The sequence below is a fragment of the Acinetobacter sp. NIOH-H-8 genome (genome assembly GCF_046635365.1).
Taxonomy (GTDB): Bacteria; Pseudomonadota; Gammaproteobacteria; order Pseudomonadales; family Moraxellaceae; genus Acinetobacter.
In genome coordinates this window covers 126,159-144,133 of sequence record NZ_JBHDVN010000001.1, presented here as the reverse complement: position 1 = coordinate 144,133, position 17,975 = coordinate 126,159, and the positions used below count along the sequence as shown (strand labels likewise).

The 17,975-nt window shown below is 42.0% G+C and carries 17 protein-coding genes; 8 read left to right on the top strand and 9 right to left on the bottom strand.

Translation table 11 applies throughout. From position 1 onward, the window contains the following. Positions 1-7 precede the first annotated feature (7 nt). On the top strand, positions 8-2,464 hold the full coding sequence (locus ACEWB7_RS00680; RefSeq protein ID WP_411580333.1) for a DNA internalization-related competence protein ComEC/Rec2: 2,457 nt from the start codon (positions 8-10) through the stop codon (positions 2,462-2,464). Here ACEWB7_RS00680 and ACEWB7_RS00675 read toward each other — a convergent pair. Further along, complete coding sequence (locus ACEWB7_RS00675) at positions 2,457-3,431, bottom strand: lysophospholipid acyltransferase family protein (protein WP_214002031.1); 975 nt, start codon at positions 3,429-3,431, stop codon at positions 2,457-2,459. The genes ACEWB7_RS00680 and ACEWB7_RS00675 overlap by 8 nt on opposite strands. A 127-nt stretch (positions 3,432-3,558) precedes the next feature. Here ACEWB7_RS00675 and sppA point away from each other — a divergent pair, with 127 nt between their 5' ends. Both sppA and ACEWB7_RS00665 read left to right on the top strand, forming a co-directional pair. Continuing rightward, entirely contained in the window at positions 3,559-4,581 is a 1,023-nt protein-coding gene (sppA, locus tag ACEWB7_RS00670) for a signal peptide peptidase SppA (RefSeq protein ID WP_034702824.1), read from the top strand. Next, positions 4,578-5,381 (top strand): alpha/beta fold hydrolase, encoded by an 804-nt coding sequence (locus tag ACEWB7_RS00665; RefSeq protein WP_034702822.1) that lies wholly within the window; start codon positions 4,578-4,580, stop codon positions 5,379-5,381. The genes sppA and ACEWB7_RS00665 overlap by 4 nt, the downstream gene beginning before the upstream one ends. 63 nt (positions 5,382-5,444) lie before the next feature. Here ACEWB7_RS00665 and purN read toward each other — a convergent pair whose 3' ends face one another. After that, complete coding sequence (gene purN / locus ACEWB7_RS00660; protein WP_411580331.1) at positions 5,445-6,074, bottom strand: phosphoribosylglycinamide formyltransferase; 630 nt, start codon at positions 6,072-6,074, stop codon at positions 5,445-5,447. 6 nt (positions 6,075-6,080) lie between these two features. Beyond that, positions 6,081-7,151: a phosphoribosylformylglycinamidine cyclo-ligase gene (gene purM, locus ACEWB7_RS00655; protein ID WP_034702818.1), complete on the bottom strand. Its 1,071-nt coding sequence runs from the start codon at positions 7,149-7,151 to the stop codon at positions 6,081-6,083. 135 nt (positions 7,152-7,286) lie between these two features. On the opposite strand from purM, the gene cxpE reads away from it, so the two are divergent. From cxpE to ACEWB7_RS00635, 4 genes are all read left to right on the top strand, one after another. Beyond that, entirely contained in the window at positions 7,287-8,507 is a 1,221-nt protein-coding gene (gene cxpE / locus ACEWB7_RS00650; RefSeq protein ID WP_034702815.1) for a chloramphenicol efflux transporter CxpE, read from the top strand. Between the two features lie 15 nt (positions 8,508-8,522). Continuing rightward, complete coding sequence (gene hda / locus ACEWB7_RS00645) at positions 8,523-9,227, top strand: DnaA regulatory inactivator Hda (RefSeq protein WP_034702811.1); 705 nt, start codon at positions 8,523-8,525, stop codon at positions 9,225-9,227. Between the two features lie 120 nt (positions 9,228-9,347). Continuing rightward, positions 9,348-11,147: a rhombotarget A gene (gene rbtA, locus ACEWB7_RS00640; protein ID WP_034702809.1), complete on the top strand. Its 1,800-nt coding sequence runs from the start codon at positions 9,348-9,350 to the stop codon at positions 11,145-11,147. Between the two features lie 9 nt (positions 11,148-11,156). After that, complete coding sequence (locus tag ACEWB7_RS00635; RefSeq protein WP_175967943.1) at positions 11,157-13,568, top strand: CSLREA domain-containing protein; 2,412 nt, start codon at positions 11,157-11,159, stop codon at positions 13,566-13,568. Positions 13,569-13,619: 51 nt separating this feature from the next. On the opposite strand, the gene ACEWB7_RS00630 is transcribed toward ACEWB7_RS00635, so the two are convergent. The 5 genes from ACEWB7_RS00630 to ACEWB7_RS00610 all read right to left on the bottom strand — a co-directional run bounded on the left by ACEWB7_RS00630 (position 13,620) and on the right by ACEWB7_RS00610 (position 16,913). Continuing rightward, the gene (locus ACEWB7_RS00630) at positions 13,620-14,027 is read right to left on the bottom strand and encodes a DUF3106 domain-containing protein (RefSeq protein WP_175967941.1); all 408 of its coding nucleotides are present in this window, start codon (positions 14,025-14,027) and stop codon (positions 13,620-13,622) included. Further along, complete coding sequence (locus ACEWB7_RS00625) at positions 14,017-14,334, bottom strand: hypothetical protein (RefSeq protein WP_034702803.1); 318 nt, start codon at positions 14,332-14,334, stop codon at positions 14,017-14,019. The genes ACEWB7_RS00630 and ACEWB7_RS00625 overlap by 11 nt, the downstream gene beginning before the upstream one ends. Beyond that, positions 14,331-14,945: an RNA polymerase sigma factor gene (locus ACEWB7_RS00620; RefSeq protein WP_411580356.1), complete on the bottom strand. Its 615-nt coding sequence runs from the start codon at positions 14,943-14,945 to the stop codon at positions 14,331-14,333. The genes ACEWB7_RS00625 and ACEWB7_RS00620 overlap by 4 nt, the downstream gene beginning before the upstream one ends. A gap of 167 nt (positions 14,946-15,112) precedes the next feature. Next, positions 15,113-15,889 (bottom strand): TrmH family RNA methyltransferase, encoded by a 777-nt coding sequence (locus ACEWB7_RS00615; RefSeq protein WP_034170929.1) that lies wholly within the window; start codon positions 15,887-15,889, stop codon positions 15,113-15,115. A 49-nt stretch (positions 15,890-15,938) separates the two neighbouring features. Continuing rightward, positions 15,939-16,913, bottom strand: a complete 975-nt coding sequence (locus tag ACEWB7_RS00610) for a class 1 fructose-bisphosphatase (protein ID WP_175967939.1) — start codon at positions 16,911-16,913, stop codon at positions 15,939-15,941. Between the two features lie 182 nt (positions 16,914-17,095). On the opposite strand from ACEWB7_RS00610, the gene ACEWB7_RS00605 reads away from it, so the two are divergent. After that, positions 17,096-17,281, top strand: coding sequence for an NF038105 family protein (locus ACEWB7_RS00605; RefSeq protein ID WP_004784609.1), 186 nt, complete (start codon positions 17,096-17,098; stop codon positions 17,279-17,281). Positions 17,282-17,371: 90 nt separating this feature from the next. Here ACEWB7_RS00605 and pal read toward each other — a convergent pair whose 3' ends face one another. Continuing rightward, positions 17,372-17,944 carry a peptidoglycan-associated lipoprotein Pal gene (pal, locus tag ACEWB7_RS00600; protein ID WP_034702801.1) on the bottom strand — a complete coding sequence of 191 codons (573 nt, stop codon included), beginning with the start codon at positions 17,942-17,944 and terminating at the stop codon, positions 17,372-17,374. Positions 17,945-17,975: the final 31 nt, after the last annotated feature.

Below are 17,975 nucleotides of genomic sequence, written 5' to 3'. Positions count from 1 at the left end.
AATTTTCATGTTGCAATGGCTGTGTCTGGGCTGGATTTTAGGTCTGGCCTGTATGGGAAAAAATTTCCTCAATATTCATTTAAATCCAATAACAGTCATATTTCTCACAGTACTTTGCTATCTGTGTGGTTTTAAATGTAATGCGATTCTGAAAAAGCCCTTACATAAAGGATTGCTGGTAGGCACCTGCATTCTAATCGGGATATTTCTGGGACATGGTTATGCCAATCAACAGCTCAGCCAACGGCTATTAAATGTCGAGCATGAAGTACAGCAAAAAGACATTATCGTTTATGTCAAACGCTTGAATAAACTCGGTGATCAATCTATACAGCAGCCTTTGGAAGTATTAAACCATGATGGACGCACGGTAACCTGGATGGGTTTTCTATCTGTAAAACATCCGAATACTTCACAACTATCAGCGAATCATGAAAATTTAAATACGCTTGAACTGGGTCAGTATTACCGGCTGCAAGGTCAGGTACGTCCTAATCACAGTTATGCAACGCCCGATGCTTTTGATGCTGAAAAATGGGCACTGCAACAGAATGTGATGGCCGGTTTCCGGATCAAGCAGATAGAGCAACTTGATTCAGCTACTGTTTCTACACTGGGGCATAGTCAGTATATTCGAGAGCAAAGAGCTTTAACTCAGCAATTTCTACTTTGGGTAGAACAAAAACGGCTGCAATTAAGAGAGTTCATAGCAAAGCAACCTGTACAAAATAAAGGTCTGCTTCTGGCTTTGCTCACCGGAGATGAAAGCCTTTTAAATCCTGCAACTGAGCAGCAATTTCGACGTATGGGGATGAGTCACTTGCTCGCGATTTCTGGCCCACATGTGCTGATCTTTGCCCTGATGGTCTGCTCCGTACTTCGATTATTCATTGCTCGAAGTATGCCTCAGCTTTATCTAAGATGGCCACGCCAGTATTTTCTGGCTTTGCCGTTTCTGTTTTGTGTGGTGCTGTACTGTGCCTTTGTGGGTTTTGAAATCCCGGCAATCCGCACTCTGCTGATCTGTATGATTGGCGTTCTTCTCATGCTGCTCCGACAAAATCTGCAGGCTTTAAAACTTCTGATTCTGAGCGCTGCCTTACTGTTATTCATTGATCCCTTTAGTATCTTGTCCGCGGCTTTCTGGCTGTCCTATGGGGCCTGTTTTGTATTGCTCAGAATTTATCAGACCATTCAACAGCGACCATCCGAGCAAAATCAGACAGCAATACAAAAACTGTATTTTGCAGCTAAAGTGCTGGTGGAATCACAGTGGAAAATCTTTCTCGCTTTATTTCCTTTAATGATGCTGTTTTTTAAGCAGATTGCTTGGATCACGCCGTTCAGCAATCTGGTCGCAATCCCTTGGATCGGTCTGCTGATTGTACCGATCGATATTCTGGCAGCGATGATATTTTTTATCGCTGAACCGGTGTCAAGCATGCTATTTCAGCTTAATGATCTGTTGCTGAATATCCTGTTGGGATTCTTAAACCTGCTAGATCACTGGTTTAAACCGCAGTTAATTCCAGTTGCGATGAATCTCTGGATGATTGGACTATCTATCCTGTCTTTGCTGATTTTATTCTTACCACATGGAGTATTGCCAAAATCCTGGATGGCTGTGGCGGTAGTACCAATTTGTATTCCTCAATTCTATCATCCACCATTTCAGCTTTCGGTGCTGGACGTTGGGCAAGGGCAGGCGATATTCCTCCGTCATGGAGCCTATAACATGATGATCGATATGGGCGGTTATTATGATGAGGAAAAATTTAGTATTGGAAAGCAGGTAATCATGCCATTTCTGTCGGTACAGGGTGTTTCTCAACTGGATCAACTGATTTTAACGCATCTGGATCAGGACCATAGTGGTGCTTATCACAGCATTAAAGACCAGCTCAAGATTCAGAATATCTATGTCAATGAAGTGACCGAAACTGCAGCCTCTTCAAACTTTCAATTATGTTATCAGGGACAGCAGTGGCAATGGCAGAATGATCTGCAGATTAAGGTCATTGCACCAAAACTAGAACAATTAAATGCCACTAATTTCAATAAAAATGACCTGTCTTGCGTGGTGTATTTGCAGCTCAAAAATGTCTGGCCGTATCAGAATTTTCTGCTGATGGGAGATGCAGGTTGGCAGACTGAATATCAGTTACTCAAAGATTATCCTGATTTAAAAGTGGATGTCTTGGTCTTAGGCCATCATGGCAGTCAGCACAGTTCAGCTTATCAATTCTTGCAGCATTATCGTCCTAAACTGGCGATTGCGTCTGCAGGAAGATTTAACCGTTACGGGCATCCAAGTCAGTTGACCCAGCAGCGGCTCAAAGAATTGGAAATTCCTTTATTGACTACAGCAGAGCATGGCAGCCTGCATTTCTCTCAGCAAGGAACTCAAATCATTCTAGAAACTGAAAGAAGTCGCTGGAAGTGGTTACAAAAAAAATCTAAATGACTGATTCTAAAGATGGTTCAATAGGAGCCGGGTTAGAAGTTCTTAACTGGTTCACTTTGGACAAAGCTTGGTCATGATCAAGTTTATAAATATTTCCCAAATCTTCGTGAGCTCTAAAGCGTTTATAGCTCCAGTGATAATGTTCAGGATGACGCTGAATCAGGTTTTCAATCGTGTTGATGATGATACCTGTACCCTGATTGACATCTCCCTGATAAATTTTTTCATCTATGGCCTCGATATGAATATCAAAGCCAGCATCCTCATTACGCAGGGCATAAAGGAACAGGGCACGAGCTTTAGTTTTCTGGATTAGCTTGGCGCTCAGATTACTGGTAGCTAGAGGAACACCAAAGTAAGGAATATATTCACCGCCAACGTTGGGTGTATGATCCGGCAGAATGACAGTAGTGCCACCTTGCTTCAATGCCCTGAAAATCTGTCGTACACCAGACTCATCTGTCGGCACCAGATTGGCCTGTTCGCGGCTACGAGCTGCACGTACAAACTGATCCGCTGCCTGATTTTTTACAGGCTTATACATGATGGTCATTGAAGTGAATTGTGCAATATAGGCATTCATGATTTCCCAAGTGCCAAAGTGCGGCACAATCAATACCAGACCTTTATTTTGTGCCAAGGCATCATGCAGTAAATCTTCGCCTATAACTTTATGCACTCTCTCAATATTTTTCTGATTAGTAGAGCCCCAAATACTAAAAAATTCAAAATAAGACATCAGTTCATTGCGAATCGCAGCACGGGTAATCCGTTCTCTTTCCTGTGTCGACAGTTCAGACAAACTGATCTCAAGGTTCAGGCGAATTACATCAGAAGTTTTAGAAACTTTAAAAATATTAATGATTAAGGCAAGAATACGCGCAATCCATCGGGAAACTGAAAGCGGTTGGCGGCTAATATATTTGAGTAAACCGTAAGCTGAATTCTTTGAGCTGCGTTCAGTCATTGAGTTGTAATATTGATAAAATAAAAAAGAATAGCATTTATTATAGGCGAAAACGGTTTCTTTAGACAGAATTACCCTTTTCGGTGTATATAATGGGTTCAATATAAATTAATTTATTGGATTATTTATGTCCGATTGGCCACCAAAACCTGAAAATCAAATACAAAATACGCAACAACCAGTTCAACCGACTGGCCCAGAATGGAAACTGCTGGAAAAAGCAGTTTTAGCTTCAGTAGAAGAGCAACGACGGGCACGTCGCTGGGGGATCTTCTTTAAATTTCTAACCTTTGCTTATCTGCTGGTTATCATTCTTGCGCTGGGTAAAGGCTGTAGCATGAGTGCTTCTGATCCGAGTGCAGGCGCAGGTGCACACATTGCTGTGGTTGATATTATTGGTACGATTGCCGCAGACAAGCAAAGCGTAAACAGTAGCAATACCATCAAATCACTCAAAAAAGCCTTTGAAAACAAGCAAAGTAAGGCTGTTGTTTTAAATATTAATTCACCGGGTGGTTCACCAGTCCAGTCAGATGAAATCTGGCAGGAAATCCAGTATCTGAAAAAACAGCATCCTGAGAAAAAACTCTATGCCGTGATTGGTGATACCGGGGCTTCTGGTGCTTACTATATTGCATCTGCTGCAGATGAAATCATTGTCAATCCATCGAGTCTGGTCGGTTCAATCGGTGTGATCATGCCGAACTATGGTGTGAATAACCTGCTGCAAAAACTTGGAGTTGAAGACCGCACCATGACTTCAGGTGAAAATAAAGCTTTGCTGTCAATGACACAGCCAGTTGATCCTGTGCAAAAAGCGCATGTACAAGGTGTGCTGGATAATGTGCATGATCACTTTATTAATGCTGTAAAGCAGGGGCGTGGAGCAAAATTGAAATCGACTGATCCTGCTATTTTCTCAGGTCTGTTCTGGACTGGTGAACAGGCGGTAAAATTGGGTATTGCAGACCGTATTGGCAGTTTAAATACTTTGAAACGTGAACTAAAAACTGAAAAAGCACTTAATTACACCATTGAATATAGTCCATTTGAGTCAGTACTAGGTCGTATGGGTTCATCGATTGGTGAAGGAATTGCAACTTCAGTGGCACAGAAACTTCAGTCAGAAAATAAAACGACATTACAATGAAACCATTGATTCATTTTGCGCACGCCAATGGCGTGCCATCTAAAGTCTATCAAAAGCTGTTTGAAGGACTGCAAGATGATTACGATATTATCTATGTGCCGCTATTAGGGCCTGATAAGCGTTATCCAATTGATAATCATTGGAAAAGTCTGACTCAGCAGGTGATTGACAGTATCGTGCGCCAGTCTCATGGACGTCCAGTGATTGGTTTGGGGCATTCATTAGGTTCAGTCCTGAGCTTTCAGGCCTCCTTACAGCGTCCGGAACTTTTTTCGCAAATGATTATGCTTGATCCACCGATGATCATGGGCAAAGAAGCCTTGGCGTTGTATATTGCAAAAACTTTCCGCTTAAAAGCACTGGACCAGATGTCACCTGCAGGTTTGTCGAAACGCCGTCGTGATCATTGGGAGTCTCGGGAACAGGCAGCTGAACTGTTACGTCCAAAAGGCTTTTATCAGGATTTTGATGCAGATTGCTTCCAGGCTTATATTGACTATGCCTTAAAGGATGATCCGGTTCGAGGTGGAGTTGAACTCACCATTCCTAAAATGGATGAAGTAAATATCTTTAGAACTAATCCATCGCTATGGTGGTTACCTCAGGCAAAACCAAAAGTACCAGTGCATCTGGTGGTTGCCAAGAAAGGTCCATTTTTGGCGCGCAGATTTCCGCAGCAAGTGCAAAAGAAATTTGGCATTCCATTTACAGTGGTAGATGGTGGGCATATGTTCCCATTAGAGCAGCCTGAGCAAGTCGCAAGTCTGGTCAAACAACTGATTCAGCAACAGTCTGCTTAAAGTTCATCTCATCTAAAGAAATAAAAAAACGCATCCGAGGATGCGTTTTTTATATTTGGACTTTTAGAATTTGCAGAATTGAACGGGTTCCTGCATTTTTGCATTACGGTACAACACACCTTGTTCAGTATGCTGAATTGTCCCATTACAGATCCATTCTACCACTTGTGGGTAAATCAGATGTTCCAGTACATGTACACGCTGAGCTAAAGTGTAAGTCGTATCTTGATGCGATATTTTTAACACACCCTGTGCTAAGGCTTGCCCAGCATCCAGTTCGGGAGTGACATAATGCACTGTACAACCATGCAGAACATCACCGGTATTCAGGACGCGCTGATGGGTATGCATGCCTTTGTAATATGGCAAAAGGGAAGGGTGAATATTCAGCATTTTTCCTTCCCAGGCTTTCACAAATTTTTCACCTAAAATTCGCATAAAGCCCGCAAGTACCACTAGATCAACATCCCAGTCCAGAAGCTGCTGATGCATGACATCATCAAAAGCTTCCCGGCTTGGATACTGCTTATGTTCAATGACTGCAGTCGGAATTCCTGCTTTATGAGCGCGCTCTAAAGCAAATGCTTCAGGCTTGTTGGAAAGCACCCCGACAATTTCTCCTGACAGATTGGCATCAATGAGGGCTTGCAGGTTCGATCCACTGCCTGAAACAAGTACAGCAATTTTAATCATGCGAAATTACGCGAAGATCACACGGATTTTTTCGTCAGCGCCTTCTACAGACTCGGCATTATCTGCAATGTGACCCATTGCCCATGCTTTCTCGCCCAAACCGTTGAGTAACTCTACAGTTTTGTCTGCTTCTGCTGCATCAACAACAAGAACCATACCTACGCCACAGTTAAAGGTACGATACATTTCGAACTGCTCTACACCGCCTTCACGTTGAAGAAGTTTGAACAGCTCAGGCCACTCCCAAGAAGATTCATTTACGACTGCTTGAGCACCGTTTGGTAATACGCGAGGCAGGTTGCCTGGTAAACCGCCACCAGTGATGTGTGCCATTGCATGTACGTCAACCTGTTTTAGCAATTCAAGAATCGATTTCACATAAATGCGTGTTGGCTCCATTGCAACGTCAGCAAGTGGACGACCATCAACGATTTGATTCAGGTCAACATTTTTAACTTCAAGAATTTTACGAAGCAAAGAATAACCGTTTGAATGTGCACCCGAAGATGCAACACCAATAAGTACATCACCCGCTTTTACTTTAGAGCCATCAATAATTTTGCTTTGCTCAACTACACCGACACAGAAGCCTGCAAGATCGTAATCTTCACCTTCATACATGCCTGGCATTTCAGCAGTTTCACCACCAACCAGTGCACAGCCTGCAAGTTCACAGCCAGCACCGATTCCTGTTACGACATTTGCAGCCACGTCCACATTTAGGTGACCAGTCGCATAATAGTCCAGGAAGAAGAGTGGTTCAGCACCACAAACGAGAAGGTCGTTCACACACATTGCAACCAGATCTTGACCAATGGTGTCATGACGGTTCAAATTCAGTGCCAGACGTAATTTTGTACCAACACCATCTGTGCCTGATACGAGAACAGGTTCTTCATAACCTTTAGGGATTTTACAAAGGGCGCCGAAACCGCCTAATCCGCCCATTACTTCAGGACGTTTAGTACGCTTAGCGACGGACTTGATTCGGTCGACTAACGCGTCTCCCGCTTCAATATCGACACCTGCATCTTTGTAGCTTAAAGCAGTGTTTGGGGTAGAAGTTGAGTTGCTCATAATGAAGTCTCCGCATTCGCGCGGGGGATTATAACCTGAATATGCAAAACTCTTATGGTATTTATGCCCTAAAATGCTATCTTTATTAAAATATTTTACTTTTTATAAAGATTAATAGAGAGAAGGCGAAACTTTATGGTAGATCGCACATTGCGTCGCGTGTTTATCCTAGCTGGGATAGCTTTGTTGTTGTGGATTCTATATTTACTAAAACCCGTTGTAATTCCATTTGTTGCAGCGTTTTTAATGGCTTATCTGTTCAGCCCGCTGGTAGATAAACTGCACGATATCGGTCTGCCACGTTGGCTCTCTATTAGTATCGTTTTTACTGGAATCGGGATCGTTATGATTCTGGCGATCTGGTATCTGGTGCCGCTGATCTGGCAGCAGCTGATTTATGCGCGTGACAATATACCTGCGGTCATTAGCTGGATTAATTCAACCTTTTTGCCGTGGCTGTCGAATACTTTCAATGTCGTTGAAATGGAAATTGATACCACACAGATTTCTGATGTGGTCATGGACTATGTGCAAACCAATTATAGTGCCGACAGCATTCAGGCCTTCCTGCTACGCCTTGCACAATCTGGAATTAACTTTCTGCAGATTGGCGGTACGATTGTCCTGATTCCAATTATTGCATTCTATTTCCTGCTGGATTGGGATCGTATGCTGGAAAGCTTACGTCGCCTGATTCCACGTCCTTATGAACAAAGTACATTAAGAATCGTCGGTGAATGTCACAGTGTACTTGGGGCCTTTGTGAAAGGACAATTTCTGGTGATGATTCTGCTGGGGATCGTTTATGCGATTGGTTTGCAATTGATTGGTCTTGAAGTTGGTCTGATTATTGGCATGGTGGCAGGTCTGGCCAGTATTATTCCTTATCTGGGATTTGCGGTCGGGATTATTGCAGCTGTCATTGCGACCTTTCTGCAATTCGGGATTGACTGGTGGCAACTGGTTCTGGTGGGTGTCGTATTTATGGTCGGCCAGGCAGTAGAAGGCTATGTATTACAGCCATTCCTGCTCGGCGATAAAATAGGTTTATCTCCAGTTGCTGTGGTTTTTGCGGTATTGGCGGGCGCACAATTGGCTGGCTTCCTGGGAATGCTGATTGCTCTACCAGTTGCAGCGGTAATTGTGGTTCTGCTGAGACATGCACGTGAATATTATGAATGCACATCATTTTATGGAAATCAGGCAGTCGTCATGAATGATCCGGCTACAGGTTCCATAAGCGTAGAAACTTCAGACTTAGATGTTGATATTGAAATGAAAAAGTCAGAAGCAAAACCACTGCAAGAGGAAGAGAAATCAAGTAAGATGGATGTACCTCTTCATAAAGACTCATAAGGCCATCAGAATCATATGCGTCAATTGCAGCTAGATATAGAACCTCAACTCGATGCTCGAATTAGTGATTTTTCGGGCCCGGGATGGGGTCATGTAATTGACGCAGTCCGACAGCTGCATGCAGGCCTAATCAGCCGCTTTTATGTGTACGGCGGAGCTGGAACAGGGAAAAGTCACTTACTCTCTGCCATTTGTGATTCTTATCTGGAAATCGGCAAGACCGCTATACAGGTGTCTTTGCTGGAACTTCTGGATGCACCTACTGAAGCCATTACTTCGCTGGACCGGTTTGACCTGATCGCACTGGATGATATTGAAGCCATTAGCGGGGTTGCGCATTGGCAACGCGCCGTTTTTCACTTGATTAATTATAATGATGAAGGCGGTGGTCAGCTGGTATTTTCTTCCCGTTTTGCGCCCATTGAATTAAAACTTGAATTGCCTGATTTGCAGTCCCGACTCACGCAGGCAGTCAGTGTTCGTGTCCCAAATGGCAGTCTTTATGCTGACCGATTTGCCTTGGTATCCTCGGTATTGGACCGACGTGGTATTCATCTTGATCCACAGATTTTTGATTATTTGCTGCATCACGGACCACATCAAACTTCCGTACTTTTGCAAACATTAGAACAGATTATTCAATTACTTAAAGGCGAAAAGCTGAAAGTCAGCAATGCTAACCTGCGGCAGATTTATGCATTAATTGATGAATATCGTTAAATTATAAAACATCTTGAGTAATTACTCAGTCTATGCGAAAGTAAGGCAAAATAATTCGCTGTTGCAAGGAAGATGCAACTTTAGAAGAAAAAGAAAGAAAAAAAAATTAAGGAGAAGGGTATGCTCAAGAAGAGCATAGGCATGGCTTTGCTATGTATGGCGGGGCAGGCATATAGTGCAGAAATTATTGTAACTACCACAGAAGATATTGAAAAAGATGACAAGGAATGTTCACTTCGAGAAGCTGTTGAATATGTGAATCGTGGCCTGGCTAAAGAAGGTTATATGGGCTGTGGTGGCGAAAATGCTATTGGCACCATTATCTTAAAAGAAAAAACGACCTATGTACTGAATAAGCATATCCCGATCAAGAAATCAGTAACGATTAAATCTATCGCAGAAGTAGATGGTGAATTTAGTAGTACCGATAAGGTAATGGGGTTATATAACGCTCATATTCAAATGAAAGGGACAGATAATCTCTTCCGTATTAGCAATGATGAAGAGTTGATTCAAGTCAATTTAAAAGAACTCGACCTTGAAGGTTGTGGTAAAAGTAGCTGTGCCGAACAAGGTGGCCTAATTCATAATAAAGGAAAATTGATAATTGATTACAGCCGCTTATATAAGGGGGCTGCGAGTCAAGGTGGTGCCATTTATAATGTGGGGAAATTTGGCCAGAATCTGATTGCTTTTGTCGAAATAAAAACCAGCCTGATTGAAAATAATCAGGCGCAACAGGGTGGCATACTCTATAGCCAGCTTCCATACTTTCTGGTTTATCAAAGCGTTTTAAAGAATAACCAGACGCTGAATAATAATGCTACCAATATTTATACAGTGGGCCAAGTCGATAATCCTGCCGATATTCAATCCATTAATGCTGAAGTCCTAAGCAGTACCCTGTTAAAAAATAAGGGAGCACTGATCAATGTGATTGATGGGGTGGGAATCAATAACCTGACAATAGTGGATAATACGGGTACGGCACTACGTATGAATGCCCCAAATGGTAAAGCCTATGTGGCGAACAGTATTATTTTAAGAAATGGTGCGCAGGATTGTCAGATTGAAACTACGGATAAAAGTACGATTCACAATAATCTAGTGACAGCATCTTGTGGTACAGGTGATGCTGCGTATCCAAACCAGATCTGGACAGGTACTCGCTTGTTTGCAGAGGCTTCAGATCAAAGTGAAGGTGTCTGTCTAAATTTAAAACAAAATAATGATGCTATTCTATGTCCTTATAGCGTTCCTAAAGATCAGTTCTTGGGCTATCTACGTCCTCGTATCCTGTTGAATTATAATCAGGTCAGTGATTCACCGATTGTAAATAGAGGGACTAGCTACAATAGCAGCAATCCTTCAGTAAGCTGTGAGGCGGCAGACCAACGCGGTGTAGACCGTTTACTGGATAACTTATTTTGTGATCGTGGTGCGATTGAAATTACAGTTCCAACATCTACCAGTCTGGTTGGGCAGGATCTTCTAAAAGGAGAGACTGCAAAGTTTTCAATTGAATCTGCTTTAGGAGATAGTGATTTAATCCCTAAAGAACAATGCAATAATATTATTGGAGAGAATCCAAAGGGTGAGCCTTGGCAAGATGGCTGCTTACAGGTTATCCAAACCAAAACTGTTTCCAAGGGCAAAACAGTCATTGATATTGATGGGAATGTGGTTTATACCCCAGATTCACAATGGCATGGTGCTGACATTTTTGAAATTCAGGTAGTTACTTCATCTACACGATTTAATAAGTCCAAACCGTATCTGGTTTTAAGTACCCAGATTGTACAGGAACCTAAAAATGAAATGAAAGACAAGTCTGTGAAGACCTCTGGTGGGGCATGGGGGATCGCTGGCTTAATGGGCTTGATAGGGTTGATCGGCCTACGTCGCAGATTAAAAGATTAAGGAAAAATCATGAAAAATTATAAAAAAGGACTGCTTGCAGCCATGATTTTATCTGCCATGAGTTTAATGGCAGCCGAAGATAAAACCATATATGTCACTACATTTGCTGACGAGGATGGGGAAAATACCAGTGCCTGTTCCCTGCGTGAAGCCATTAAGACAGCCAAGCTGGATAAATCCTATGGAGGGTGTAATGTTGGCCGTACATTGCGTAATGACGGTTCCGCTCCAGATGTCATCCAACTCGAAGCTGGGGAATACAAAGTCAATAGTGAAATTATTGTTGAATCCCATGTCAATATTTTGGGAAAATCACCCTTCAATTATACTCAAAGAAGTCCTATTACCTTTTTATATCCAATACGTGAGGCTTTAACAACCACCATTTCAGGCCAAGGGAAAACCCGCTTATTTAATACGGTCGCTAGCCAAGCCAGCATGGTGGTAAATGGTATCATCCTCAAAAATGGTTATGCTGCAAAAACTAGTCTGGATAAAGGTAATGGTGGAACATTTTATGTCGCCGGTCCTCTAAGCCTCGTGAATAGTGAAATTGTAAATTCACGAGCGGCTGCAGAAGGGGGAGCAATTTATGCAGTGGCAATGAATAATGAAAAAATTATCAGGATTCAGGATTCCTTAATTCATCAGAATAAAGCAGCTACATATGGCAGTGTTTTGGCCATGGATTGTGTGGGGAATTTGGGCAGTACAGAGACCAAGCTAGAAATTAGTGCAAGCAGCATTGTCAAAAATGGTTCTACTGATACGGCCAGTATTCTGGACTTTTGTGGTTATGCTAAAGCTGATATTAGTAACTCTACAATTGCAAAAAATACGACCAGTGTCACAGGTCATATTTTCCGAATGGCCAATGAAATCAGCCGTCCATTAAGTTCTTTCTTCACTTTTAGTGCCATTAATAACACGATTGTCGAAAATACTGCTCGCTCTATCATCTTTTATGACAATACTGGTAATTCGAGTCTGGCTTATAACGTGTTGGCCTTTAACCAGGGCTTGTCTTGTGAATATGCCTTGAATGGTGGAAACCCAAGTAAAGAACAGGATGCAGATTTATTTACTGCTTATAATGCGATCCATACAAGTGGTTCCTCGCGCTGTGTGTTGCCTGAACTGGCTGAAAACAGTGTTTCAACGAATATTGATGTATCTACTAATAAGATCACAGATCTATTAACTGCTTATATCGAACCTTCTATAAACAACCGTTATTTAGGCATGTATTATCCAATTGATCGACAATCGAATACGGATCTGGTCAATATTGGTACAGAAAGTTGTGAAGAAACTGATCAGCGTGGAATTGAGCGGTTGACTAAGGCAACATTGTTATTTAATCCGGACGCAAAAAATTCCTGTGAAATTGGGTCGGTCGAAATCCGGCGCTTAACTGCAGCGGATATTTCTGGTCTAAAAAATAGTTCTTTAACTGAGTTGCTGGATTATTATCAGGATAATATTGATGATATTAATTCTATTCTGGCAGATAAGAATACAAAACCTGAAGAAATACAGGGCTTAAAGGAAGAGCTAAAAGAATATGAGGATCTTTTAAAATATACCAAGCAATACCAGAAATATCGTGCCATATACGTTAATCCATTTAGTTTGGTCATGCCTCAAGAAACTTTAAATACTACTCAAGTACAAGCTAAAGCATTAAATTCACAAAATTATGAAATTACAGTGCAATCTTTAGGTGTAGGGTCTTTATCTGGATTAGGCAGTTCATTAATTGTTCAAGGTGCGCCTAATGACCCAAATTTAAAATGTGAATGGAAGCCTGATTTAAACCGTATCATGATGTATCGTACTGATGGCAAAGTAACCAGTCTCTCGGATACGGAGTATTGCCGTTATACAATTAAAGACAAGCAGACAGGTGCCAGCAGTACAGGTATTTTGCAGGGCGCATTTGTAAATATTAAACCGATTGTAAAAAATGACGAATATAGAATTAGCGCAGAAAACAATCTGACCGTAACTGTGAATCCCTTAGAGAATGACAGTGATGATGGCGATGGTCCACGGATGAATGGCAAGGCTGCTTTCTATCGTGATAAAGATGGTCGTGAGATTCCAATTCGTATTGTCAAGCTTCCTGCTGGAGTAAGCCTTTCTGCAGAGCGAGAAGGACCATGTCCAGGGAATTTTGCAGGTGAAACCTGTTATGGTGGAAAATTGACCTTTAGTGTGAAAAATACTTTTAGTCAGTCAGATTATGATATGCAGTATCATGTTTTTGATGCAGATGAATTGATGTCAGATACAGCTAGAATTAACTTAAAAAATACGGCTAAAAATACCAATACATCATCAAGTGGTGGTGGTTCATTTGGAATTTGGGGAATGTTCGGATTATTAGGTCTGGCAGGATATCGCCGAGTTAGAAAATAATTGCAGTATGAAAAAAAGCCTCCAGATGGAGGCTTTTTTATTTAACTAAAATCAATGAGTTTTAGGTTGAGTGAGTTGCTGGTATTTCTGGATATATTCTTCACGGATCGCCAGTCGTTCTTCTGGCGATGCTTTTTGCATCCGCGCACCTAACTCCTTACGTTCCTGACTGCTCATCATTTGCCAGGTTTCACGCATACGCTGCTTTTCAGCTTCAGGAAGCTGAGTGAACCAGTCCATGCGTTGCTGTAAATTAATACGTTGCTGTTCAGGTATTTCTTTTAAGGACTGATAACGTTTGATTAATGCCAGTTGTTCGGAATCAGAAAGAGTATCCCAGGTTTCATTGACCTGCGTATTGGCATCTTTGGAAAAAATCCAAAAACGTTCAAATCCCGCAAAGCTGGTTTGCAGGAAGCTGAATGCACAAAATGCAATTGCTAATCTTTTAGCTGCCATGTGGAACTTTGTCCTCACCTAAAACCATTAACATTTCCAGATCTTCAAGCATCTGTGGGGAGAGTTTGGGGGTAGATACTACCTGAGTCTGAGGTTCGTTATGGCTGACAATATTCGGTAGCACTACCACGCCAGCAATCGCAGCAGCCAAAGCAAAGCCAGACATTTTTAGAAATGCAAAGCGTGAATGTTGTGCGTCATGAATATGCTCCAGCACATGATTCATCACCACCGGTTTATCTTTGTGGTGCTGTGCCAGTCCATCAAGTTTGGAAGTTACTTGCTTTAAGAAATCATCTTGCTTCATTCGGATGATCCTCCCAGATATGGATTTAAGTGTGCTAGAGAGGCACGTAGACCTTGAATAGCACGGTGATAATGGGTTTTCACACTGCCTTCTGTACAGTTCATAATTTGCGCTGTAGTTTGAGTATCAAAGCCTTCCCAGGCTCTGAGCATAAATGCTTGCTGCTGACGCACAGGTAATTTGGCAACCGCCTCCTGAATTTCTTCAGCAGTTACTGCCTGATCCAGAAATTCTAAAGGTGAGGGCGTAGATTCATCTACCAGATTGTCAAATTCGACTTCGTCGTCATCGAAGCTGACTTTTTTGAAAAAGGAAAATGGCTGGTTGCGACGTGCTTCTTTACGACGCCAATCCTGTAATTTGTTATTCAGAATCGTATAGAACAGGGGATACCACTCTTCAGTGCTTTTCTCTGCATAAGATTTATGCAAAGAAATAAAAGCTTCCTGAACCAGATCCATTGCGATTCCATGTTGTCCTTGAGTCGCACTTTCCATCATCACCAAAGCACGCCCAGTCACGTCCTGCATGAAATTTTTCAGGCGAGACTCTGCCGTACTCTTTAGAATACTCGCATCTTCTGACTGCAACGGTTTCGGTGCTAAATCCATAGAGATGGAAAATCCTGTCATTGGATACCCACCATTATTCCCAAGTTCATGTGCATATAACGTTGGGAATAACGATTTGGTTGACAATAAAACTTATTATTTTTGTAGTGTAATCTATTTTATAAATACACTGACTGGAATTAAAACAATGTAACCTAAATACCGTATTAGATACGTTGACGTACCATCTCAAAGAAACAGATAGAGCCTGCAATCGCAACATTCAGGGATTCCTGTCCACCTGGCTGTGGAATAGTCACCGCTTCGGCATGTTGCAGGGCATAGTCAGATACACCTTGGCCTTCATTGCCCAGAATCCAGACGCAGGCTTTATGCAAGTCCTTGCTATACAGGCTGCTAGAACGATGTGAGCTGGTGACATATACCGGAATCTTGAATTGCGGTAAAAGGTCTTCTAGTGCAATATTTTCAAAAGTTTGCAAAGAAAAATGTGCGCCCATACCTGCACGTAATACCCGTGGTGACCAAAGAGATGCTGAACCCTTGGTACAAATGACCTGATCAATACCGGCAGCTGCTGCTGAACGTAGCAGGGTACCGACATTGCCGGGATCCTGCACATTTTCAAGGATCAGGGTGTCAGCCGTAAAATCAAGTGCCTGGTTTGAGCTTGGAATATCCACAATCGCCATACAGGCAATTGAAGTGCCTAAGGTACTCAGGTCTTTATAAAGCGATTCACCAATGACAAAGACCACACCAGTATATTTGTTTAAAATAATGTCGAAATCAGGATGCTCTAAAGCATGTTCAGTCGTGAAGATCGAATTGATTTTCTTGTTTTCATGTAACCATGCAAGACACAGGTGCGTGCCTTCAAGCACAGTCTGTCCTTGTTTTTTTCGATAAGAATTCTGTTCAATTAAACCGCGTAAGTTTTTGATTTTAGGATTGTCTTTGGATTCAAGGAAGATGGTTGGCATAAGAAGAAAGTCCACGGCAGTCAATCAAGGATCAACTGCCGTTTAAAAATTAGTGGTGGTAGCTGGTCACAAGCTCAACTTCATTTTTTGAGCCAATGATGACAGGAACACGTTGATGCAGATTTGTAGGTTCGATTTCAAGAATGCGGACACGACCAGTCGTTGATGCACCGCCAGCCTGTTCAATTAGCATACTCATTGGATTGGCTTCATACATTAAACGTAAACGACCTGCTTTAGTTGGGTCTTTTAAGTCGTATGGGTACATGAAGATCCCGCTACGGCACAGAATACGGTGAATATCGCCGACCATACAAGCAACCCAGCGCATATTGAAATCTTTGGCGCGAGGACCTGTTTTACCTGCCAGCAATTCATCGATATAACGCTGTACAGGCGCTTCCCAGTGACGCTGATTCGATGCATTGATTGCATATTCTTTAGTATCAGCAGCCACCTGAATCGCTTCAGAAGTCAGCAGAAACTCTTGAGTTTCAGGATCGAAAGTGAAGAATACCACACCAGCACCCACAGTAAGTGCCATCATGGTTGATGGGCCATACAGGACATAACCAGCAGCAACCTGATTGACACCAGCCTGCATGAAGTCTTCTGCCTGGGTTACACTATTTTTTGCAGGAAGAATCGAAAAAATGGTACCCACACACATGTTGATATCAATATTGCTTGAACCATCAAGTGGATCGAACAATACTAGATATTGACCATTTTCCTGAGCTGAAGTGAATTCATCCAGTTCTTCAGAAGCTAAACCGCCTACATGTGGATGTACTTTTAATGCATCAATCAGATAATCATTGGAAATCACATCCAGTTTCTTTTGCTCTTCGCCTTGAACATTTTCATGCTGAGCACTACCTAATACACCCGCTAGAGCACCTTTTTGCAGGAGTTGGTCAATACGCTTGCAGGTATTTCCAATTGTTTCAATTACTTGTGCAAGTTCAGGTGTGAGGTTCCCGTTTTGTTGTTGTAGAAATTGGGATAAGGTGCGGTATGACATAAGGGAAAAACTCCAAGACTTATAATCGGGGAAAAAGATCAAAACGATATACGGCTATATTTTAGATGAGAACGTTCGAAAAGGACAATTAAACTGAATTATTTGTTGTGATTTTGCCCTTGCAACTCCTGTGGAAAGTGCTATGTTGAATCAAAGGAAAAAATGATCATAGGAGCACAGAGATGACAACATTAAAGTTTGATGCGACTCCAACGCCGAGCGAAGCGATTAATCTCGATGAAATTTCTGAAGACAAAATGAAAGAAGCGTGGAAGGATTACGAAGCAAAACCTGAATATAAAAAATTCAATAAACACGACATGATTGAATCCATGCAAACTGCCGAAGAAGTTGAAGGCAAAGAGTAATTTTATTCTTTGATCTTTCAAATATCTTCCTAATAAAAAAGCACTCAATTGAGTGCTTTTTTATTAATGATGCATTATTTAAATGATCACTTATTTTAGTAGTGGTGGAACAGCTTCGTAGTTGATTTCTACACGGCGGTTTTCTTTCCATGCACTTTCATCATGACCAGGATTAACTGGCATTTCTTTACCATAGCTCACTGCTTCAAGTTGGCCTGCATTTACACCAGAGGTGATCAGGAAACTTTCTACTGCTTTGGCACGACGTTCACCAAGCGCCATGTTGTATTCACGTGTACCACGTTCATCTGTATGGCCTGTCAGAGCTACACGAGAGTTTGCATTTGCCATCAGGAACTGGGCATGTGCTTGCAGAGTGCGGATATCGTCATTGCTCAGTTCACTGCTGTCATAGTCAAAGTGAACTACACGTTTAGCTAAATAAGCCTTATTTTCCGCAGTTACACCTTTAGCAGATGCACCAGCCATATTTTGAGCGCTTAAAGCTGCATCTTCACTTAGACCTTCAGTGCTTACAGTGGTGGTGCCACTCGTATCTAGGTTGCCAGTTTGAACTTCAGCTGCTGGTTTACGGCTGGCACAACCAGTCATTACGATTGCGGCTGCAAGTAAAGGAAGTGCAAATAATTTTACTTTGTTCATTCTTCATCTCCATGAAGGTTGATTATGGGGT